Below are 18,163 nucleotides of genomic sequence, written 5' to 3'. Positions count from 1 at the left end.
GACAAAGCCGTGGACAAGCGTTCACGGGCAGGTTAAGTTGGTTTTTCACCCGATTCTCGGGTCAATGATGGAAAAATCCTTTTTTTCTGCTGTCGGCGGGGCTGAATTGGCCCGATCTGCATTCAGATAACAACAAGAAACGGATTGGGCTGTGCCGGGAAGCACGGTGCTGTCGACGGGATTCGCTAAACGGAGCAAAGCCTGGAGGGCTTTATCATGGAGATGTTATCAGGCGCCCAGATGGTGGTTAGAGCGCTGGAGGATCAGGGAGTCGAACACGTATTTGGCTACCCGGGTGGTTCGGTGCTCGACATCTACGACGCTCTCTTCGAAAACGGCAAGATGGAGCATGTTCTGGTGCGGCACGAGCAAGCCGCTGTGCACATGGCTGATGGTTACGCCCGTTCCACCGGCAAGGTGGGAACCGTACTGGTGACCTCTGGCCCTGGCGCGACCAACTGCATTACCGGTATTGCCACCGCCTACATGGATTCCATTCCGCTGGTGATCCTCTCCGGCCAGGTGCCGACCAGCATGATCGGCGAGGATGCGTTCCAGGAGACCGACATGATCGGCATCTCCCGCCCGGTGGTGAAGCACAGCTTCTTGTGCAAGAAGGCGAGCGACATCCCCGAGGCCATCAAGAAGGCCTACTACATTGCCGCCAGTGGCCGCCCGGGGCCCGTGGTGGTGGATCTGCCCAAAGACGTGCAGAACCCGAAAGAGAAATTCCCCTACCAGTATCCGGAGACGGTCTCCCTGCGCTCCTACAACCCGACCAAGTCCGGTCACAAGGGCCAGATCAAGCGCGCCGCCAAACTGCTGGTGGAGGCGCAGCGCCCCGTGATGTACGTGGGAGGGGGAGCCATCAACGCCAATGCGGATCATCTGGTGACCAAGCTGGCGGAGCTGTTGAACCTGCCGGTGACCACCACCCTGATGGGGCTGGGGGCCTTCCCGGGTACCCATCCGCAGTTCATCGGCATGCTGGGGATGCACGGCACCTTCGAAGCGAACAAGACCATGCACAACGCGGATCTCATCTTCGCCGTGGGTGCCCGCTTCGATGACCGCGTCACCAACAATGTGGCCAAGTTCTGCCCCAACGCCACCGTGGTGCATATCGACATCGATCCCACCTCCATCTCCAAGACGGTGCAGGCCCATGTACCCATCGTCGGCTCGGTGGAAACCGTGCTGGAGCAGATGCTGGAAGTGATCCGCGAAAACGGCTTTGACAACGACAAGCAGGTGATGGCGGACTGGTGGGAGCAGATCAACCAGTGGCGCTCCCGTCACTGCCTCGCCTACGAGACCTCGCCCACCCAGATCAAGCCGCAGCAGGTGATCGAGACCCTCTACAAGGTGACTCAGGGCCAGGCGTTCGTCGCCTCCGACGTGGGCCAGCACCAGATGTTTGCCGCCCTCTACTACCCGTTCGCCAAGCCGCGCCAGTGGATTAACTCCGGTGGTCTCGGCACCATGGGCTTTGGCATCCCGGCCGCCATGGGCGCCCAGTTTGCCAACCCGGATGCGGTGGTCTGCTGCGTTACTGGCGACGGCTCGGTGCAGATGAACATCCAGGAGCTCTCCACCTGCATGCAGTACGGGGTGCCTATCAAGATCATCTCCATCAACAACCGTGCCCTCGGCATGGTCAAACAGTGGCAGAAGATGTTCTATGGCGGCCGTCACAGCCACTCCTACATGGAATCCCTGCCTGACTTCGTCAAACTGGCGGAAGCCTACGGCCATGTCGGTATCGCGGTGAGCGATCCGGCCGAGCTGGAGAGCGCCATGGAGAAGGCGTTTGCCATGAAGGATCGGCTGGTGTTCATGGACATCTCGGTCGACCCGGATGAGCACGTCTATCCGATGCAGATCAAGTTTGGGGCCATGGACGAGATGTGGCTGAGCAAGACGGAGAGAACCTGATGAGACATATAATTTCCGTTCTGCTGGAGAACGAATCCGGCGCCCTGAGCCGGGTGGTGGGCCTCTTCTCCCAGCGTGGCTACAACATCGAGACCCTGACCGTGGCTCCCACCGAGGATCCCACCCTGTCGCGTATGACCATAGTCACCATGGGGGATGAGCGGGTGCTTGAGCAGATCCAGAAGCAATTGCACAAGCTGGTGGACGTGCTCAAGGTGTGCGATTTGAGCGAAGGGGAGCACATCGAGCGGGAGATCGCGCTGGTGAAGGCGCGCGCCGCCGGTGGTGGTCGCGACGAGCTCAAGCGCCTGGCGGATATCTTCCGCGGCCAGATCGTCGATGTGACCCCGGAGCAGTACACCGTGCAGCTGGTGGGCACCAGCGAGAAGCTGGATGCCTTCATCAAGACCGCCGCCCAGACCAACGAGATCATCGAAGTGGTGCGCTCCGGTGTCTGCGGCATCTCCCGCGCCGACAAGGCGCTGCGTCCCTGATGCAGGTGCAAGTCCGCGGGGCAACAGAAAGACACCCATGATACAGGGGGCTCTGCGGAGCCCTCTGCTTTTGGCACTCAGGAAGTAGAGGAGGAGAGATGTTCGGGATCCACGATTTGGCGCTGTTTGTGGTATCGGGTCTGCTGCTCAACATGATGCCGGGGCCGGACTCCCTGCTCATCATGCTGCGCAGCGGTTCGCAGGGGTGGCGGGCCGGTTCGGCGGCGGCCCTGGGGATAGGAACCGGCACCATGATCCATGTGCTGGGGGCCGCCCTTGGTCTCTCGGCCCTGCTGAGCGCCTCGGCCGAGCTGTTCGCCGTGATCAAGCTGGTGGGGGCTCTCTATCTCATCTATCTGGGGATCTCGCTGTTTCGCCAGAAATCGGCCAGGGTCGACAGTGCCGGGGTGAGCCTGCCTGCGCTCTCCTATGGCCGCATTTACTGGCAGGGGGTGTTGACCAATGTGCTCAACCCCAAGGTGGCGCTCTTCTTTCTCGCCTTCGTGCCCCAGTTCATCGCGCCGGATTCCCCCGACAAGGCCCTCGCCTTTATCCTGCTCGGCTGCATCTTCAACCTGAACGGTATGATCTGGTGCCACTTTCTGGTCTTCAGCACCGCCTATGCCAGCAACAAGGTGAAGCTGCCGACCAGGATTGGCCGCTGGCTCAACCGGGGTATCGGCACCCTCTTTGTTGGGCTCGGGGTCAAGCTGGCGAGCGAATAGTCAGCCACTCCCTGACCTGGGGCAGGTTATCCCCGGCGACCCTGTGATATGGTCGCTGGGTATTTCCATTCGCGGCCACGGCCTGCCGGCCGCCGACAATCGAGACCCACTAGCACAGATGAATATCGCCCGGCTCAAGAATTTTACCGAGATAGTGAAGAACAACTTCAACATCTCGGCGACGGCGGAGAAGCTCTACACCTCCCAACCTACCCTCAGCAAGCAGATGAAGATGCTGGAAGACGAGCTGGGGCTGGCCCTCTTCACCCGCAAGGGCAAGAACCTCATCGGCCTGACCCCTGCCGGTGAGCAGGTGATGGAGCTGGCCAAGGGAGTAGTGGCCCAGGTGGAGCAGATCAACCAGCTGTCCCTGGGCGAGCAGCTCGCCACCAGCGGGGTGCTGCGCATCGCCACCACCCACACCCAGGCCCGCTACAAGCTGCCCGAAGTGATTACCGAGTTTCACCGCCGCTATCCCGAGGTGGCGATCCATCTTCATCAGGGGGCGCCCGCCCAGCTGGCCCAGATGGTGCAAAGCGGTGACGTGGAGATGGCCATTGCCACCGAGTCCATGTACCTGTTCGACGAGCTGGCCGCCGTGCCCTGTCATCGCTGGGGGCGCAGCGTGGTGGTGCCCCATGGCCACCCGCTCCTTGAGTGCCAGCCCTTGTCCATGGCCGATCTGGCCCGTTACCCTCTGATCACCTATGTGTTCGGTTTCACCGGCCGTTCCAAGATGGACAAGGCCTTCGGTCGCCACGGCCTCTCCCCGAAAATCGTGCTGACCGCCACCGACACCGATGTCATCAAGCATTATGTGCGGCTCGGCATGGGGGTCGGGGTGATTGCCAGCGTTGCCTTTGACGAGGGGGACAGGGAGGATCTGGTCTGCCTCAACATCGATCATCTGATCGCCTCGAGTGCCACCCACGTCTGCCTGCGCAAACATGTGCACCTGCGCGATTACATGTATGACTTCATTCACCTCTACGCCCCTCATATCAGCCGGGAGACGGTACAGCGCCACCTGATGAACCAGCCGCCGGCCATCAATATGGCGGAGCTGCCCTGGCTGTAACGCCGTGTCCGCCATATGGATTTGAATCGCAGAGATAAAAAAAGAGAGGCACTTGCCTCTCTTTTGTTTCAGGGGATGGGACTTTAAGGGCGACGGGTCGCCAGATTGATAAAGATCTGGGCCCCGATCAGCAGGCAATCGTCATCCAGGTAGTAGGGATTCGCGTGCAGATAGTTGCAAATCCCCTTGGCCTGGCAGCCGCTGCCGAGGAAGAACATGGCGCCCTTGCGGTCACGGCAGGCGTTGACCATGTAGCTGAAGTCTTCACTGCCGGTCATCGGCTGACCCTGAGCGTTGATCCCTTCTGCTGGCACTACGTCGGCGGCGGCCTGCAGCAGGCGCTCGCATGCCTCCTGGTGGTTCTCTACCGCCGGATAACCGGCATAGACCATGCTGGTCTTGAAGCCGCGCAGCTCGCTCTGGGCCACTATCTCCCTGAAGCTGTTTTTCAGGATCTGGTCGGTTTCGGCGTCCATGGCGCGGATGGTGCCGCGCGCCTGCACATGGTCGGCGATGGCGTTGGGAATGGTGCCGCCGTTGATCATGCCGCAGCCGAACACCGCCGGGCTGAACGGACTGGTGCGCTTGGCGACGATATAGTCCATGTCCTCAATGATGCGCACCGCCTCGCGGATGGCGTCCAGCCCCTTGTGGGGTGTGGAGCCGTGGGCCGAGACCCCGTGCACCTCCAGGGTCCAGGCCGAACCCCAGGAGGACATGACGCCGCTGTTGAACTTGATGGTGCCGGTCTCCATGGCGCCGTCGTTGTGCAGGGCGTAGACCTCGTCCACCCCCGCCATGCAGCCCAGCTCCACCATCTTCTCGGCGCCCGGCACCCGCATGTCTTCCTCCGCCATCTGGAAGATGACGCGCACATTGTGGGTCAGCCGCTCTTGATGCTCCGCCAGAAATTTCGCCGTGGTCAGGGCGATCGCCATATGGGAGTCGTGACCGCAGTTGTGGGCCATCCCCTCGTGGGTTGACTTGAACGCCACCTCGCTCATGTCGTGCATCTCGAGGCCGTCCATGTCGGCACGGAAGGCGATGGTGGGCAGGCTGGGGTCTATCACCAGATCCCCGTGAAAGCCGGTGAAGCCCGGGTAGTCGGTGAGGCGGTAGCCAAAGCCTTGCATCAGCTCGCGGCAGTAGGCCGAGGTCTTGAACTCGACGCCGGAAGCCTCGGGGATGGTGTGCAGGTGGTGGCGCACTTCCTGGCTGAAGTCGCGCAAGGCCAGCAGGGCCGGTTCAATGTGATAGTGGTTCATCAGATGATCCCTTGAATGGAGAAGCCAAGCTGGGCAACCAGCGACGCGCCGAAGAAGCAACTGGTGGAGACGATCATGAAGATCAGGATCACCTTCCACGACATCTTCTTCAGCTCCTCCAGCTGACCGCCCACCGAGAGGCCGGCGAAGGCCAGCAGCGGCACGCAGCAGGAGAGGAAGGAGATCTTGGCCACGGCATCGATAAAGAGGCCACGCACCGGAGTGTCCGGCAGGCAGATGAGAATGCCGATGATGGTGGCATAGGCAAACGCCGGCAGGGAGGAGGGCAGATAGTGCTTGGCCACCAGAGAGGCAAACACCACCAGCGACATGGCCACGAAGCTGTCACCCATCTGCCAGATCGGCAGGCCAGTGGTCAGAGTCTGGGTAAACATGGCCAGCAGGATCGCCAGAAAGACGAACCGCATATCCATTACGATGCTTTTCATACTTTCTCTCCTTTCGCAGTCAGGGCAAAGATCTTCTCGGCAAGGGGCAGTCCCAGGTAGGTGAGGGAGAGGGCGCCCAGCGCCGACGAGAGCAGGTTCGATGCGGCTGCGATGCTCAGCACCTGCTGGGCCAGCGCTTCGTCGAGGCCGTTGATCAGCGCCCCGGAGGCGGCGCTCAGCATGGAGCCTGAGCCCACCCCCGAGCCGGCGGCCAGCGCCAGCGGATGCAGGCCGGTGAGCGGCGCTATGCTGCCGAGCACGCTGAACCAGAGGGTGCCGATGACTGAGCCGCACAGGTAGATGGCGAGCACGCCTATGTACTCCTGGGACCCAGTGCCGAACTTGCCCTGAATGACCGCGACCGAGGGCTCACGGCTGATGGAGGAGCAGGCCCCGATGGCGCGGCGGCCGAAGCCGAACTTCACCGCCAGCGGAATGGCGATGAGGATGGGCAGCAGGTTGCCAATCTCCTGCAAAAAGAGCGGTACGCCGACGCTCAGGATCAGTTTCAGGTTGGGGATGATCATCCCCGCATACTGGGTGCCCAGGATCAGCAGGCTGAAGCCCACCATCTTGCCGCAGAACCCTTCTTCTTTTTCGGAGAAGAGCTTGCGCCAGCCGGGGATGCGCTCCTTGACCGGCTTGGCGGAGACAATCATGCCGATGATGACGGCAAAGAGCATGGGCAGGATGGGGATGATGGCGATGCCAATTTTTATCTCCTGTTTGCCTATCAGGTACTGGGCCACAAAGATCAGCATGGCGGTTGCCAATATGCTGACCGTGACCGTCTTGAGGGGGCTGGTTTGCTGCATAGTCTTCTTCTCTTGTTATCCCATGTGTGGCCATCCTCAGGGCGGGCCCGACGGATGATGGAGGCATGATAGGGAGCTGGGGAGGTGAGTAATGTGACCGCCATCAAGCTGGCCATATGGCATTTTTTCATGGGGTATGCCCTTTAACCCTTTGGATACCAAGGGTTAAATCCAGTGACACATCAGCGTGACAGGCGTGGGAACAAGAGGGGGGGGCCATCGGATGGATGGCCCATGGGAGAGGCTTATCGTTCGAGCGGCTTGAGCCGGGTGCTGCGCAGCAGCAGGGGGAGCTGGTAGAGCACCAGGGCACCCAGCACCAGCCCGGCGCCAGCCAGTTTGCTGCCACCGAGCGGCTCGCCATAGAAGAGGGTGCTGAGGATCAGGGTCCAGACCGGTTCGAGCAGCATCATCAGGGCGGCGTGGGCCGTGGTCATCCTGCTCAGGGCGTGGGTGAGCAGCCAGTAGCGCAGGGTGGTGGCGATCAGGACGCTCGCGGCAAACCAGCCCCAGATGCCGTGGCTGATGTTGGCGGGCCACTGCTCGGTCAGCAGGGAGAGCAGGGTGCCAAGCAGGCCGGTCACCGCCAGCTGGATGCAGGTGAGCCAGGTGGGGGGAATGGACTGGGCGAAGTGGCGATGAACCGCAAGCTGGATGCCGAGGGTGGCGGCGGCTGCCAGAAACCAGAACAACGACAAAGAGACGCCCCATTGGGTGCTGCTGGAGAGCAGCAGCAGGCCGGCGATGGCGAGCGGCAGGGTGAGCCAGTAGTGGCGACCCGGTCTGGCCTTGAAGGCAGCCCAGGCGGCGAGCGGCGCCATCAGGGTGGCCACGCTCATGATGAAGGCGCCGCTGCCCAGCGCATCGCTCTGGCTGATGGCGGTGACCCAGAGCAGCAGGCTGGTGCCGAGCAGGGTGCCGCAGCCCGCAGCGCGGATCAGTTGGCCGCGGTTGGGGGGCGGCTCGCGCAGCCAGGCGAGCGGCAACAGCAAGAGGGCGGCCAGCAGGAAACGACTGCCGATAAAGGCGGCGGGAGGGAGTTCGCGGATCGCCTCTTTCGAGAAGAGCCAGCCGGCGGCGGCCAGCAGGGTGACCAGCACCATCAGCAGCAGGGGAGCGCGGTTCATAGAGGGCATCGTGATGAAACAGGAGGGGAGAGCATAAAGGAAAGGCGCCGGGCATTGCTACCCGGCGCCTTTCATCTCTGCCTGGCATCGCTTGCACGATGCCCGGCCAGCAATCAGTTCATGCCGTAACGCTTGAGCTTCTTGCGCAGGGTGCCACGGTTGATACCCATCATCACGGCGGCGCGAGTCTGGTTACCACGGGTGTACTGCATGATCACGTCCAGCATGGGAGCTTCGACTTCGGAGAGAACCATATCGTACAGATCAATCACTTCCTGACCGTTCAACTGGGCCAGGTAGTTACGCAGGGCCTGTTGCACAGAGTCACGCAGGGGGCGCTGGGTCGGCTCGGCAGCGTGATTGTGAGTAGTTGTTACCAATGCATCAGAAGTCAGGGTTTGTTCGAACATATTCGGTCGGCTCTTTAGTTATCTTGTTAACCTAATCCATCGAAATACGCTTCGAGTGCCTCGAGCTGTGCGTCTGCACAATCCAGGGCATTGAAGTGCTTACGGAATTCTCGGCCCGTCTCTTCTTCATCCAGGTACCAGCCCACGTGTTTACGGGCGATGCGCGCTCCCAGATATGCACCATAAAACCGGTGCAGGTTGGTGACATGCTCGTTCATCAGGGTGCGAACCTCTTCCCTCTCGGGAGGTGGCAGCTTGGTGCCCGTCTCAAGAAAATGACGGATTTCCCGGAAAATCCAGGGTCGTCCTTGCGCAGCGCGGCCGATCATCACGGCATCGACACCGGTATAGTCGAGGACATACCGGGCTTTCTCCGGGCTGTTGATGTCGCCATTGGCGACAACAGGAATCGATACGGCCTGCTTAATCGCCCTGATCGTGTCGTACTCCGCTTCGCCTTTGTAGAGGCAGGCGCGGGTGCGACCATGCACGGCAAGGGCCGCGATACCGCAATCTTCGGCGATTCGGGCGATCTCCACGCCATTGCGGTTATCCGGATCCCATCCTGTGCGGATCTTCAAGGTGACAGGAACCTCGACTGCGTCCACCACGGCCCGGCAAATTGCTTTGACCTGGTCTGGGTAACGCAACAGGGCTGAGCCTGCCAGCTTCTTATTCACTTTTTTTGCCGGACACCCCATGTTGATGTCGACGATCTGTGCGCCCTGCTCCACGTTGTAGCGGGCAGCAAACGCCATCATCTCGGGATCGGCTCCGGCAATCTGGACCGATCGCAAACCACCTTCAGCAGAGTGATCCATTCTCATCCTGGTTTTCTGGGTATCCCAGACATCCGGGTTGGCCAGCAGCATCTCGGAAACGGCCATGCCGGCACCCAGCCGCAAACAAAGTTCACGGAATGGTCGGTCTGTTACACCGGCCATGGGAGCCACGATCAGGGGAGTTTCAAGCGTGTGGGGACCTATCTGCATTCCACGGTTACCATCGGCTTAGGGCGGCGTATATTACGCATTTTTTAGGCAGGAGAAAAGGTTAGTATTTGAGCGTCAGCCATTTTTTTCTGAAAAAAACGTCGCGCCAAGGCTTGCAAATTCTGGAGTTGTTGAAAAACGGCCAAATTGGGCGGCAAGGATCTCTGTACCATAGGGAGAGCTCCCTTGCATAATTGTCAGTCCACTTGCGAGGCCTGTTTGCGTTATGATGGCGAGCTTCCAAAGAGTAAATACTCCAAACATTTTCATAACAATGCGGGTTGGGGATCTATGACGTCAAGGTTCATCAAATCACTCTGGCCATGCCTGATGGGGGCCATGCTGGGGTCGGCGCAGGCGCAGACCATCAGCTTCAGCGAAGCCTGGACCCGGGTCATCCAGCAGGATGAGGGGCTGGCGGCCGAACAGGCAGGGGTGGAGCGCGCCAAACAGCTGCGCGAGGCGGCCAAGGACATGTATCTGCCCAAGGTGGATGTGGGGGCCAGCTATACCCACCTCGACCAGCCGATGGAGCTCGATATGATGGATCTCAATCCCATCGCCAACCATCCCGAGCTTGGCAAGGTGCTGGCCCCCCTGATGCAGGCCTTCAGGCTCACTCCGGATGATTTCGTCACTCCTCTCACCAAACAGAATGTGGTGACCAGCTCGGTCAAGATGCTGTGGCCGCTGTTCACCGGTGGTCGCATCGATGCGGCGCAGGACATTCGCGAAGCACAGGTGAGCGAGGCACAGCAGCTGCTGGTGCTCAAGCAGCAGTCCACCTTCGAGAGCCTCTCCCAGACCTATTTCGGGGTGGTACTGGCCGCCCAGGTGGTGCAGACCAAGCAGGAGATCGAAGACGGGCTGGCTCATCATCTCGATCACGCCAACAAGCTGGAGGCCCAGGGCCAGATCGCCCGGGTCGAACGCCTCTCCGCCCAGTCAGCCTATGACAGGGCACGCATCGATACCCAGAAGGCGCGACGCAGCCTGGAGATCGCCCAGCTGGCCCTCGGCCACATGCTCAAGCTCAAGCAGGCAAACCCGGACAGCGCCCTGTTCGTCAACCGCGAGCTGCCGCGTCTGGAAGGATTGGTGAGCCAGACTCTGGAAGTACACCCCGGCCTCAAGCTGCTCAGCGCCAAGAAGGAGCAGGCCAAGGGGATGATCCGGCTGGAGAAGGGCAAGTACGCCCCCGAGGTGTTCCTGTTTGGCAACTACAACCTCTATGAAGATGACTCACTGGCGTCCAAGACCACCCCGGACTGGCTGGTGGGGGTCGGCGTCAGCATGCCGCTGGTGAGCCGCGATGGCCGCTCCGAGACGGTGCAGGCCGCCAAGAGCGCCGAGCTGCAGGTCAATCTGCTGCAGGCCAAAACCCGCCAGGATCTAGAATTGCTGGTCGAGAAGACCTGGCGCGAGGCGGCTCAGGGACTGGAGGAGTATCAGTCTCTCTCCTCCACCCAGGCACTGGCGGAAGAGAACGTGCTGCTGCGGGACAAAGCATTCGGGCAGGGGCTCTCCACCTCGCTGGATGTGGTGGATGCTCGCAACCAGCTGGCCGGGGTCAAGACCCAGCGCGCCGCAGCCGCCTATCAGTACGTGGTGTCGCTGGCCCGCCTGCTGGCGCTCTCCGGCCAGATCAACAGTTTCAACCAATATCAGCACGGCCAGGTGATCGAGGTGAACTCATGAGCCTGATGTTGACCGTGGATCTTTTTGTTCGTGTATCGACCGCCAAGGGTCGCCAGATTGTCGAGGTGAAGTGATGAGCCATCCCCCCATCAAGAAGAAGATGAGCCAGGGTAAACCGCTGTTGTTGCCGCTGGCGCTGGTGATCCTGGTCGGCTGGCTCGGTTGGCGCTTCTGGCTCGCCTATCAGCCCGAGCCGGTCCATCTGCAGGGCCAGATCGAGGCGCAGCAGTATTCGGTCTCCTCCAAGGTGCCGGGCCGCATCGACGAGGTGCTGGTGAAGAAGGGGGATCAGCTTGCCAAGGATCAGCTGGTGTTCACCCTGGCGAGCCCCGAGATTGAAGCCAAGCTGAGCCAGGCCAAGGCCGGCGAGGCCGCCGCTGGCGCCCTGGCATTGGAAGCGGAGAAGGGGGCCCGTGCCCAGCAGATCGCCGCAGCCAAGGATCAGTGGCAGAAGGCCAAGGCTGCCGCCCTGCTGCGGGGCAAGACCTATGAACGGATCGCCAACCTGCACCGCGATGGTGTGATGCCGCTGCAAAAGCGCGATGAGGCCTGGACAGCCTGGCAAGCCGCTCGCTACACCGAGGGGATGGCCTGGCAGCAATACCAGATGGCGCTGGAAGGAGCGCGGGAAGAGACCAAGATCGCTGCCCGCGAAAAGGCCAAGATGGCGGCGGGCTCGGTGGCCGAGGTGGAGGCCTATCTGGCCGACACCCGCATTGTCAGCCCCCATGCCGGCGAGGTAAGCCAGGTGCTGCTGCGCAGCGGCGAACTGGCGCCTCAGGGCTTCCCCGTGGTGACTCTGCTCGACATGAATGACGCCTGGGCCCAGTTCCATATCCGCGAGGATCTGCTGCCCCGCTTCCCGGTCGGCACCGAGTTCGACGCCCGCATCCCGGGTCTGGGGGATCAGACGGTGCGCTTCAAGGTGACTCATGTGGCCGTGATGGGAGATTTTGCCACCTGGCGCGCCACTGATACCCGCCAGGGGTTCGACATGAAGAGCTTCCAAGTGGAGGCGCGTCCGCTGCAACCGGTCGACGGGCTGCGGGTCGGCATGAGCGTGCTGGTTGATCTCTGATGGGACGCGAACTTCGGCTGTTGTGGCAGGATCCGTTCAGCCGGGCCCTGATGAGCTGGGTGCCCTTGCTGCTGATGGGGATCCTCTGCTGGATCTTTTCGGCGGGGCTTGCCCGGGATCTCAAGGTGGGGCTGGTGGATCTGGACCAGAGCAGCCTCTCGCGCCAGCTCGCCTTCTCCCTCGACGGTTCGGCTGGGCTCAAGATCGCACGCCAGTTTGACTCCATCGATGCTGGCGCCCGCGCCCTGCGTGGTGGCGACATCTATGCGCTGGTGGTGATCCCGAACCATCTGGAGCGGGATGCCCGCCAGGGCACCCAGCCGCAGGTCACCGTGTTCAACAACGGCCAGTTCATCCTGATCGCCAAGCTGGTCAATTCGGCGCTGGCCCAAGTGGTGGGCACCCTCAACGGTCAGGTGGGTGTGCTTTCTGCCATGGCTGACGGCAAGGCGCCCCCCGGGGCGCTCGGGCAGGCGGTGCCCATCAGCAGTCAGGTGACGGCGCTTTACAACCTCAACTCCAGCTATGCCCAGTTTTTGCTGAGCGCCATCCTGCCCGCGGTCTGGCAGATCCTGGTGGTGCTGTTCGGTCTCAATGCGCTGGCCCGTACCGACCGGCTGGGACTGGACTGGACCACTCGCGGCGTCTGGTTCGGGCTCTGGCGCACCCTGTTGCCCCATGTGCTGATCGGCTGGGCCTGGGGGCTGGCCTGGAGCTGGCTACTGTTCAAGGGCTTTGCCTATCCCATGCACGGCAACTGGGCCGTGCTGGTGGCGGGCCTCGGGCTCGCTTCGGCCGCCTGCGTTACTATGGGGGCCTTCTTCTACGCCATCATCCGGGATCCGGCCCGCGCCCTGTCGCTGGCGGGAGCCTACACAGCGCCCGGCTTCGCCTTCATGGGTGTTACCTTCCCGGTGAGCGCCATGGGGGATTTCGCCCGCTTCTGGCGCAACCTGCTGCCGGTTTCCCACTATGTGGAGCTGCAGATAGGCCAGAGCAACTACGGCCTGCCACTGCAGGCCGCGCTGCCCCAGCTCGGGGCTCTGCTGCTGTTTCTCTTGCCCCTGATTTTGGTGGTGCGCCGATACTGGCTGCAGGCCGAGCTTGCCCGTCAACCTGCCGAGAAGGAGTCGCCGTAATGCTGGGTTTTCGGGATTTGCTGCGCCTCGAGCTGCGCACCCTGCTGGCGGATCGCGCCATCATGCTCACCCTGTTTGGCGGGATCTTCTTCTACTCCTTCCTCTATCCTCAGCCCTATCTGCACCAGCTGCCGCGGGAAGAGGCGGTGGTGCTGGTGGACGAAGATGGCAGCCAGCTTTCGCGCCAGCTGGCGTTCATGGCCGATGCCACCTCCCAGGTCAGGCTGGTGGCGCAGGCCAGCTCCCTTGAGAGGGCGCGCCAGCTGCTGCTGGAGGGCAAGGGGAGCGGCATACTGCACATTCCCAGGCACTTCTATCGGGATCTGATGCTGGGCCGGAGCGTCACCCTGAGCTATGCCGGTGATGCCTCCTATTTCCTGGTCTATGGCACTATCGCCGAGGGGTTGGCCCAGGCGGGCGGTACCCTGGCGGCCCAAGTGAAGGTGGCGCGGCTGCTCACCCACGGCGAGGCGTTGCCCCAGGCAAGGATGGGCTGGAGCGCGGTGGCCCTCAACGTGGTGCCGGTGTTCAACCCCACCATGGGCTATGTGAACTATGTGGTGCCTGCGGTGTTCGTGCTGATCCTTCACCAGATCCTGCTGATGGGGGCTGGCATCATGGGGGCGACCCAGAACCAGCGGGGCCTTCGCGGCGAGACCGGCTACTGGCAGAGTGCGCCCGTGCTGCCTCTGCTGCTGGCGCGTACCCTGGTGACGGTGGGGCTGTTCCTGTTGCCGGTGAGCTACTTCTTCGGTTTTTGCTTCGATTACTACAACATCGCCCGCAACGCCGAGCCGGCGCAGTTGTGGCTCTTCACCCTGCCGTTTTTGCTGGCAACCTGCTGGCTGGGCATCGTGCTTGGCGCCCTCTTTACCCGACGTGACATGCCTACCCAGGTGGTGCTCATCTCCTCCCTGCCGCTGGTCTTTCTGGCGGGCTTTATCTGGCCGTTGGAGCTGATACCGGCGCCGCTCAACTGGCTGGCACAGTGGGTGCCGAGTACGGCGGCCATCGAAGGATTTCTGCGCCTCAACCAGATGGGGGCGGGGTTTGAGCAGGTGGCCCCTTACTGGTGGCAGCTGTGGGGACTGGCGCTGCTCTACGGTATTCTGGCCTGCCTATTGCTGCGCTGGCGCCAGCGCCAGTTGCCGCTGGCCACTCAGGGTGCCGCCCATGGGGCGACCACGAAGAGCGGCGCAACCGGTGGCTAAACGATGCCGGATGGATAACGAAACGGTCAGCCCTTGGGCTGACCGTTTTTTTGGGTTCAGGCGCGGGTGAGCGCGGGATCGGCGATGGCGTAGATCTGGCCCAAGGCGTCCTCATCGAAGAGCAGCCGCAGCCCCTGTGCGGCGACATCGGCACGGCGTACCAGGCCATGCACTTCCCGTCCCTGACTCAATTCGGCAAGACCGGTGGCCTCGCCATCCTGCAGGCCCGCCGGGCGCACTATGGTCCAGGCCAGCTCGCTGGTTTGCAGCCAGCTCTCCGCCAGGCTTTTGAGCCGCACCTCGTGACCGAAGGCGGCGCGAGCCCGCTCTGGCAGATATAGCCAGCTGTCGCCACAGCCGAGGGAGGTGACCAGCAGCAGGCGCCTGAGGCCCTGTTGTTCCATGGCATCGATCACATGGCGGTTGCCGAGATAGTCGACGGGCTCGTGCTGGCGAAAGCTGCCGAGGGTGGAGACAACATGGGCATCCTTGCCAGCCTGCGTGCAGGCTCGTGCCACGGCCCCCATATCCAGGGCATCCCCTTCAACGACGTCGACCCCCTGTGTGCGCAGCTCGGCGGCCATCTCGGAGCTGCGTACCAGCGCCACCACCCGGTGGCCTGCTTGCAGGGCGTGATCGGTAAAGGCGCGGCCCAGCCCGCGGCTGGCTCCGAAGATGAGTGTGGTCGGCATAGATGAGGTTTCCTTCAAAGAAAGGGTTAGCCTAGTGGCTGACTCTTTCGATGTAAATGAGAGCTGTTTTTATTTGTGGAGCAAAAGAAAAAAAAATGCGAGCTGCTTGGGCTCGCATTTTTGCACGGGCTTAGCCGCGATAGTTGCCGATGCTGGGGCGACGGCTGGGGCCGCTCAGGTGGATATCCACCGGGTTGAAGGCCTTGATCGCCTCGTAGCTGAAGTCACCGATCGCCTGATGCAAGGTCTGGGGCGTGTGGTTGGTGATGATGATGACGCTCTTTGACAGGTTGCGGCGCCGGCGCAGCAGGTGGCCGAGGAAGCTGGACTGGCTCTCCGCCATCTTGGCCCGGTTGGCCGACACTTCATCGATGATCAGTAAGTCCACCTCTTCCAGGGCACGGCGATACTGGTTGCGCTCGTCCTGATCGGGGATCACGTTGAAGAACAGCCGATCGACGATGGAGGCCCACTGCTGGAAGATCACCGACTTTTGGTGGCGCTCGATCAACTCATGGGCCACGGCACCAGCCAGGGTCGATTTGCCGGTGCCATAGTCACCGTAGATCAGCATGCAGCCGCCGCCGCTCTTCTCCCAGTGTTCGAAGCCGCTGATAAAGTAGCGGGCGGTTTCGATGGGATATTGCAACGCCGGATCGCCAGCATCCATCTTGTCGAATACCCAGTCCGGGTTGAGGTCGGCCTGGGCTATCAGCTTCTGGATCCGCTCTTGGCGTGCCACCTTCTGCAGCTCGCGCACCTCGGCGTTAGCCTTGGCGTCGTACTCCTTGCGCAGGGTTTCGTAGTCGTACTGGCTGCCGCCGGTCTCCTGTTGCAGACGGCGAATTCGCTCCAGCAGGCTGCCGACGTGGCGTTTCAGCTCGGGGTCGTGGGCGCGTTGATCCTGCTTGGCCTTGGCAATTTTCTGGCGCTTGGCCTCGATCTCTTCCAGCTCCTGGCGCAGGGGATCGTGCGGGTCAGTCATGGAGTGCTCCTTCTGCTTGATCAGGGATGGGGGGACAGGGGGCTGATTTTGCCTGTTGGCGGGGGCCTGTATCAATCATTATCCGGTGCTTCTGCTGCTTGTTGTCCCTGGGCCAGCCGTTTGGCTTCCTCGATCATCTCCTGGGCCCGTCGGCTCGGGCCAGCCTCTGCTGGCGCTGGCGTCACCTTTTGGTAACCCCTCACCTCCGTCGGTTGGCGACGGGCGTAGCGGCGGGTCTTGAGGGCGCGGATGAACTTGAGCATCCACTGGTGCTGGGAATCGAACACCTCGGGGCGACCCAGCCAGTAGGCGATGAACTCCCCCAAGTCTTCCTCGCTGTAACTGGCATCGATCACTCCACACAGGCGGGCGAGGGCGGGCAGCTCCTCGTCTGGGCGCCACTGCAGGTGCATCTGGAACGGGCGATCCGGCAGCGGGCTGCGTACCTTCTGGGCCAGCAGCGGCAACTGGAACGGACACTGATGATAGTGCTCACTCTCGCCCTGAGCCTCTACCTGCAAGAGCCCAGCTTCCATCAGCTCGTCGAATAGCTCGGTCAGTTGGCGGGCATTGACCTGATAGGAGAAGCCGCAAGGATCGCCCGGGTCGACCACAGCCAGCGCCCGGCCAAGCTCGGGGTAGTTGAGCCGGGCCAGATGATTTTCCAGCACCAGTCTGCGCAGCTGCAGGGTGTAGAGGCTGCGGGCCGGGTGGGAGAGTCTGGGATGGGCGAGGGCGCTGTATTCGGCTGGGGTCATGGTCTTCTTCATGTTCTGGAGTAAGGGGCATTATCCCCCATGGCGGGGGCTTGCACAATTCGCCCGGCCGGTGCGGGAAGAGGATATCCTTGATAGAAGGACCGAGAATCCGGGCTCTTCCTCCCGACGGTCGTGTCACTTCGAAGGCTTCCAGATGAGCTGCCGTTATCTTGAATGGCAAAACCATTTCAAATACAGGGTTTTTGTGAGCAAGCTCGGGATTTGCGACCGTTTCTGACGAACTCGTTTCGGCGTTTTTGCCGATTTGGTCTAGTCTTATTGAGTAAATAACAGATTGACTAATAAGGATTTTATAACAATGTCAACAGCCGGGCTAAGGATCCTGGTGGTGGAGGACGAAGCCGTTTTTCGCCACTCGCTTGTGAGCTATCTGATGGGGGATGGGGCGACCGTTTTCCAGGCCGAGGATGGTATTGAAGGGCTGTCGGCTGCAGCGCTTTATCATCCCGATGTGGTGCTGTGTGATCTGAACATGCCGAATATGGATGGCCATGAGGTGATCGCCTGTCTCTCGGCTCGCAGCCCGGATATTCCGGTGATCGTGATCTCGGCCCAGAGCACCATGGAGGCAGTGGCTGCTGCCCTGCGTGCCGGTGCCCGGGATTATCTGATCAAGCCGCTCGACAATTATGTTCAGCTCGAGCGCAGTATTTCCGAGTGTCTGCACGGCAGTGTCGCACGCAGTCCACAGCTGGAACTGATGGACCATGTCGACTATTTTCGGGCTCACGACAGGGCGGCGACCCGCCTGCTGGCGGGTCTCAAGTCGCCGGGTGTGCAGGAGTGGGGCCCTTGGCAGGTGACCTTCAAGGGGAGGGGAGCGCTGTTTCTCTCCGATACCTTCAAGGTGGCTGACAAGCTGCTGATGCTGATCATCGAATTGCCGGTGGCGGGGGCGGATGCGGCGTTTTGTGGTGCCTTGGTGCGTTCTTTGATGAACGTACCTTACCGCCAGTTTCAGCGCGAGGAGAGTCAGTTGCTGGATCAGCCGCACAGGCTGCTCGACTACCTCAATCATCAGCTGATGGAGTCCGGCCTGCGTCACTCGCTGGCCATGGCGGCCCTGCTCTTCGATCAGGAAGATGGTCTGGTCTTTGCCAATGCCGGGTTGACCTCCCCTCATTGGTTGATGCGAGCCGGCGGTTTGCCCCTGGGGCTGATGCGCAGCAGTCGCTATGCCTTGCACAGGCGCAGCTGGCACGAACCGTTTGAGCTGCAATTTCGCAACGAGAGTGGCTGCTCACTCCAGGTGCAGGTTCATCATCACTGAGTGAAAGCGAGCTTGCTCCAA

At 61.6% G+C, this 18,163-nt stretch carries 19 protein-coding genes; 9 read left to right on the top strand and 10 right to left on the bottom strand.

What is annotated here, in order from left to right:
• Nucleotides 1-216: 216 nt before the first annotated feature.
• The 4 genes from ACB034_RS16475 (at nt 217) to ACB034_RS16460 (ending at nt 4,232) form a co-directional block, all read left to right on the top strand.
• A complete protein-coding gene (locus ACB034_RS16475) occupies nt 217-1,935 on the top strand; it encodes an acetolactate synthase 3 large subunit (protein ID WP_061477090.1) in 1,719 nt (572 codons plus the stop codon).
• On the top strand, nt 1,935-2,429 hold the full coding sequence (gene ilvN / locus ACB034_RS16470; RefSeq protein ID WP_026458423.1) for an acetolactate synthase small subunit: 495 nt from the start codon (nt 1,935-1,937) through the stop codon (nt 2,427-2,429). Before ACB034_RS16475 ends, ilvN begins: the two co-directional genes overlap by 1 nt.
• Nucleotides 2,430-2,527: 98 nt before the next feature.
• Nucleotides 2,528-3,154 carry a LysE family translocator gene (locus tag ACB034_RS16465; RefSeq protein ID WP_061477092.1) on the top strand — a complete coding sequence of 209 codons (627 nt, stop codon included), beginning with the start codon at nt 2,528-2,530 and terminating at the stop codon, nt 3,152-3,154.
• A gap of 43 nt (nt 3,155-3,197) precedes the next feature.
• Entirely contained in the window at nt 3,198-4,232 is a 1,035-nt protein-coding gene (locus ACB034_RS16460; RefSeq protein WP_223379936.1) for a LysR substrate-binding domain-containing protein, read from the top strand.
• An 83-nt stretch (nt 4,233-4,315) separates the two neighbouring features.
• Here ACB034_RS16460 and ACB034_RS16455 read toward each other — a convergent pair whose 3' ends face one another.
• The 7 genes from ACB034_RS16455 to ACB034_RS16425 all read right to left on the bottom strand — a co-directional run bounded on the left by ACB034_RS16455 (nt 4,316) and on the right by ACB034_RS16425 (nt 9,554).
• Nucleotides 4,316-5,497, bottom strand: coding sequence for a M20 family metallopeptidase (locus ACB034_RS16455; RefSeq protein WP_371173268.1), 1,182 nt, complete (start codon nt 5,495-5,497; stop codon nt 4,316-4,318).
• Nucleotides 5,497-5,946: a hypothetical protein gene (locus ACB034_RS16450; protein WP_042028750.1), complete on the bottom strand. Its 450-nt coding sequence runs from the start codon at nt 5,944-5,946 to the stop codon at nt 5,497-5,499. The genes ACB034_RS16455 and ACB034_RS16450 overlap by 1 nt, the downstream gene beginning before the upstream one ends.
• The gene (locus ACB034_RS16445) at nt 5,943-6,761 is read right to left on the bottom strand and encodes a DUF3100 domain-containing protein (RefSeq protein WP_342011147.1); all 819 of its coding nucleotides are present in this window, start codon (nt 6,759-6,761) and stop codon (nt 5,943-5,945) included. The genes ACB034_RS16450 and ACB034_RS16445 overlap by 4 nt, the downstream gene beginning before the upstream one ends.
• A 245-nt stretch (nt 6,762-7,006) precedes the next feature.
• Nucleotides 7,007-7,888 carry a DMT family transporter gene (locus ACB034_RS16440; protein WP_201982370.1) on the bottom strand — a complete coding sequence of 294 codons (882 nt, stop codon included), beginning with the start codon at nt 7,886-7,888 and terminating at the stop codon, nt 7,007-7,009.
• 113 nt (nt 7,889-8,001) lie between these two features.
• A complete protein-coding gene (gene fis / locus ACB034_RS16435) occupies nt 8,002-8,298 on the bottom strand; it encodes a DNA-binding transcriptional regulator Fis (RefSeq protein WP_005309538.1) in 297 nt (98 codons plus the stop codon).
• Nucleotides 8,299-8,324: 26 nt separating this feature from the next.
• Complete coding sequence (gene dusB, locus ACB034_RS16430; protein ID WP_026458041.1) at nt 8,325-9,290, bottom strand: tRNA dihydrouridine synthase DusB; 966 nt, start codon at nt 9,288-9,290, stop codon at nt 8,325-8,327.
• A gap of 75 nt (nt 9,291-9,365) precedes the next feature.
• On the bottom strand, nt 9,366-9,554 hold the full coding sequence (locus ACB034_RS16425; protein WP_371173267.1) for a hypothetical protein: 189 nt from the start codon (nt 9,552-9,554) through the stop codon (nt 9,366-9,368).
• 27 nt (nt 9,555-9,581) lie between these two features.
• On the opposite strand from ACB034_RS16425, the gene ACB034_RS16420 reads away from it, so the two are divergent.
• The 4 genes from ACB034_RS16420 to ACB034_RS16405 all read left to right on the top strand — a co-directional run bounded on the left by ACB034_RS16420 (nt 9,582) and on the right by ACB034_RS16405 (nt 14,416).
• Nucleotides 9,582-10,988, top strand: coding sequence for a TolC family protein (locus ACB034_RS16420; protein ID WP_042028755.1), 1,407 nt, complete (start codon nt 9,582-9,584; stop codon nt 10,986-10,988).
• A 73-nt stretch (nt 10,989-11,061) separates the two neighbouring features.
• Nucleotides 11,062-12,066 carry an HlyD family secretion protein gene (locus ACB034_RS16415; RefSeq protein WP_026457043.1) on the top strand — a complete coding sequence of 335 codons (1,005 nt, stop codon included), beginning with the start codon at nt 11,062-11,064 and terminating at the stop codon, nt 12,064-12,066.
• Nucleotides 12,066-13,205, top strand: coding sequence for an ABC transporter permease (locus ACB034_RS16410; RefSeq protein WP_371173266.1), 1,140 nt, complete (start codon nt 12,066-12,068; stop codon nt 13,203-13,205). The genes ACB034_RS16415 and ACB034_RS16410 overlap by 1 nt, the downstream gene beginning before the upstream one ends.
• On the top strand, nt 13,205-14,416 hold the full coding sequence (locus ACB034_RS16405; protein WP_371173265.1) for an ABC transporter permease: 1,212 nt from the start codon (nt 13,205-13,207) through the stop codon (nt 14,414-14,416). Before ACB034_RS16410 ends, ACB034_RS16405 begins: the two co-directional genes overlap by 1 nt.
• 56 nt (nt 14,417-14,472) lie before the next feature.
• Here the strand turns inward: ACB034_RS16405 and ACB034_RS16400 are convergent, their stop codons facing one another.
• From ACB034_RS16400 to ACB034_RS16390, 3 genes are all read right to left on the bottom strand, one after another.
• A complete protein-coding gene (locus ACB034_RS16400) occupies nt 14,473-15,108 on the bottom strand; it encodes an NAD(P)-dependent oxidoreductase (RefSeq protein ID WP_371173264.1) in 636 nt (211 codons plus the stop codon).
• Between the two features lie 130 nt (nt 15,109-15,238).
• Nucleotides 15,239-16,093 (bottom strand): DnaA ATPase domain-containing protein, encoded by an 855-nt coding sequence (locus ACB034_RS16395; RefSeq protein ID WP_042028765.1) that lies wholly within the window; start codon nt 16,091-16,093, stop codon nt 15,239-15,241.
• 71 nt (nt 16,094-16,164) lie between these two features.
• Nucleotides 16,165-16,851: a DnaT-like ssDNA-binding domain-containing protein gene (locus ACB034_RS16390; protein ID WP_371173263.1), complete on the bottom strand. Its 687-nt coding sequence runs from the start codon at nt 16,849-16,851 to the stop codon at nt 16,165-16,167.
• Nucleotides 16,852-17,170: 319 nt separating this feature from the next.
• On the opposite strand from ACB034_RS16390, the gene ACB034_RS16385 reads away from it, so the two are divergent.
• A complete protein-coding gene (locus ACB034_RS16385) occupies nt 17,171-18,142 on the top strand; it encodes a response regulator (protein WP_124238940.1) in 972 nt (323 codons plus the stop codon).
• Nucleotides 18,143-18,163 lie beyond the last annotated feature (21 nt).

Origin of the sequence: Aeromonas sp. S18(2024) (genome assembly GCF_041402525.1) — a bacterium.
Classification (GTDB): Bacteria; Pseudomonadota; Gammaproteobacteria; order Enterobacterales; family Aeromonadaceae; genus Aeromonas; species Aeromonas enteropelogenes.
The sequence above is the reverse complement of the archived record's forward strand: the minus strand, read 5'-3'. Positions and strand labels throughout refer to the sequence as shown.

Excerpts from the sequence above, each read along its gene's own strand:
- ACB034_RS16475 (WP_061477090.1), top strand. The coding sequence starts at position 217 with ATGGAGATGTTATCAGGCGCCCAGATGGTGGTTAGAGCGCTGGAGGAT.
- ilvN (WP_026458423.1), top strand. The coding sequence starts at position 1,935 with ATGAGACATATAATTTCCGTTCTGCTGGAGAACGAATCCGGCGCCCTG.
- ACB034_RS16465 (WP_061477092.1), top strand. The coding sequence starts at position 2,528 with ATGTTCGGGATCCACGATTTGGCGCTGTTTGTGGTATCGGGTCTGCTG.
- ACB034_RS16455 (WP_371173268.1), bottom strand. The coding sequence starts at position 5,497 with ATGAACCACTATCACATTGAACCGGCCCTGCTGGCCTTGCGCGACTTC.
- ACB034_RS16450 (WP_042028750.1), bottom strand. The coding sequence starts at position 5,946 with ATGAAAAGCATCGTAATGGATATGCGGTTCGTCTTTCTGGCGATCCTG.
- ACB034_RS16445 (WP_342011147.1), bottom strand. The coding sequence starts at position 6,761 with ATGCAGCAAACCAGCCCCCTCAAGACGGTCACGGTCAGCATATTGGCA.
- ACB034_RS16440 (WP_201982370.1), bottom strand. The coding sequence starts at position 7,888 with ATGAACCGCGCTCCCCTGCTGCTGATGGTGCTGGTCACCCTGCTGGCC.
- fis (WP_005309538.1), bottom strand. The coding sequence starts at position 8,298 with ATGTTCGAACAAACCCTGACTTCTGATGCATTGGTAACAACTACTCAC.
- dusB (WP_026458041.1), bottom strand. The coding sequence starts at position 9,290 with ATGCAGATAGGTCCCCACACGCTTGAAACTCCCCTGATCGTGGCTCCC.
- ACB034_RS16425 (WP_371173267.1), bottom strand. The coding sequence starts at position 9,554 with ATGTTTGGAGTATTTACTCTTTGGAAGCTCGCCATCATAACGCAAACA.
- ACB034_RS16420 (WP_042028755.1), top strand. The coding sequence starts at position 9,582 with ATGACGTCAAGGTTCATCAAATCACTCTGGCCATGCCTGATGGGGGCC.
- ACB034_RS16415 (WP_026457043.1), top strand. The coding sequence starts at position 11,062 with ATGAGCCATCCCCCCATCAAGAAGAAGATGAGCCAGGGTAAACCGCTG.
- ACB034_RS16410 (WP_371173266.1), top strand. The coding sequence starts at position 12,066 with ATGGGACGCGAACTTCGGCTGTTGTGGCAGGATCCGTTCAGCCGGGCC.
- ACB034_RS16405 (WP_371173265.1), top strand. The coding sequence starts at position 13,205 with ATGCTGGGTTTTCGGGATTTGCTGCGCCTCGAGCTGCGCACCCTGCTG.
- ACB034_RS16400 (WP_371173264.1), bottom strand. The coding sequence starts at position 15,108 with ATGCCGACCACACTCATCTTCGGAGCCAGCCGCGGGCTGGGCCGCGCC.
- ACB034_RS16395 (WP_042028765.1), bottom strand. The coding sequence starts at position 16,093 with ATGACTGACCCGCACGATCCCCTGCGCCAGGAGCTGGAAGAGATCGAG.
- ACB034_RS16390 (WP_371173263.1), bottom strand. The coding sequence starts at position 16,851 with ATGACCCCAGCCGAATACAGCGCCCTCGCCCATCCCAGACTCTCCCAC.
- ACB034_RS16385 (WP_124238940.1), top strand. The coding sequence starts at position 17,171 with ATGTCAACAGCCGGGCTAAGGATCCTGGTGGTGGAGGACGAAGCCGTT.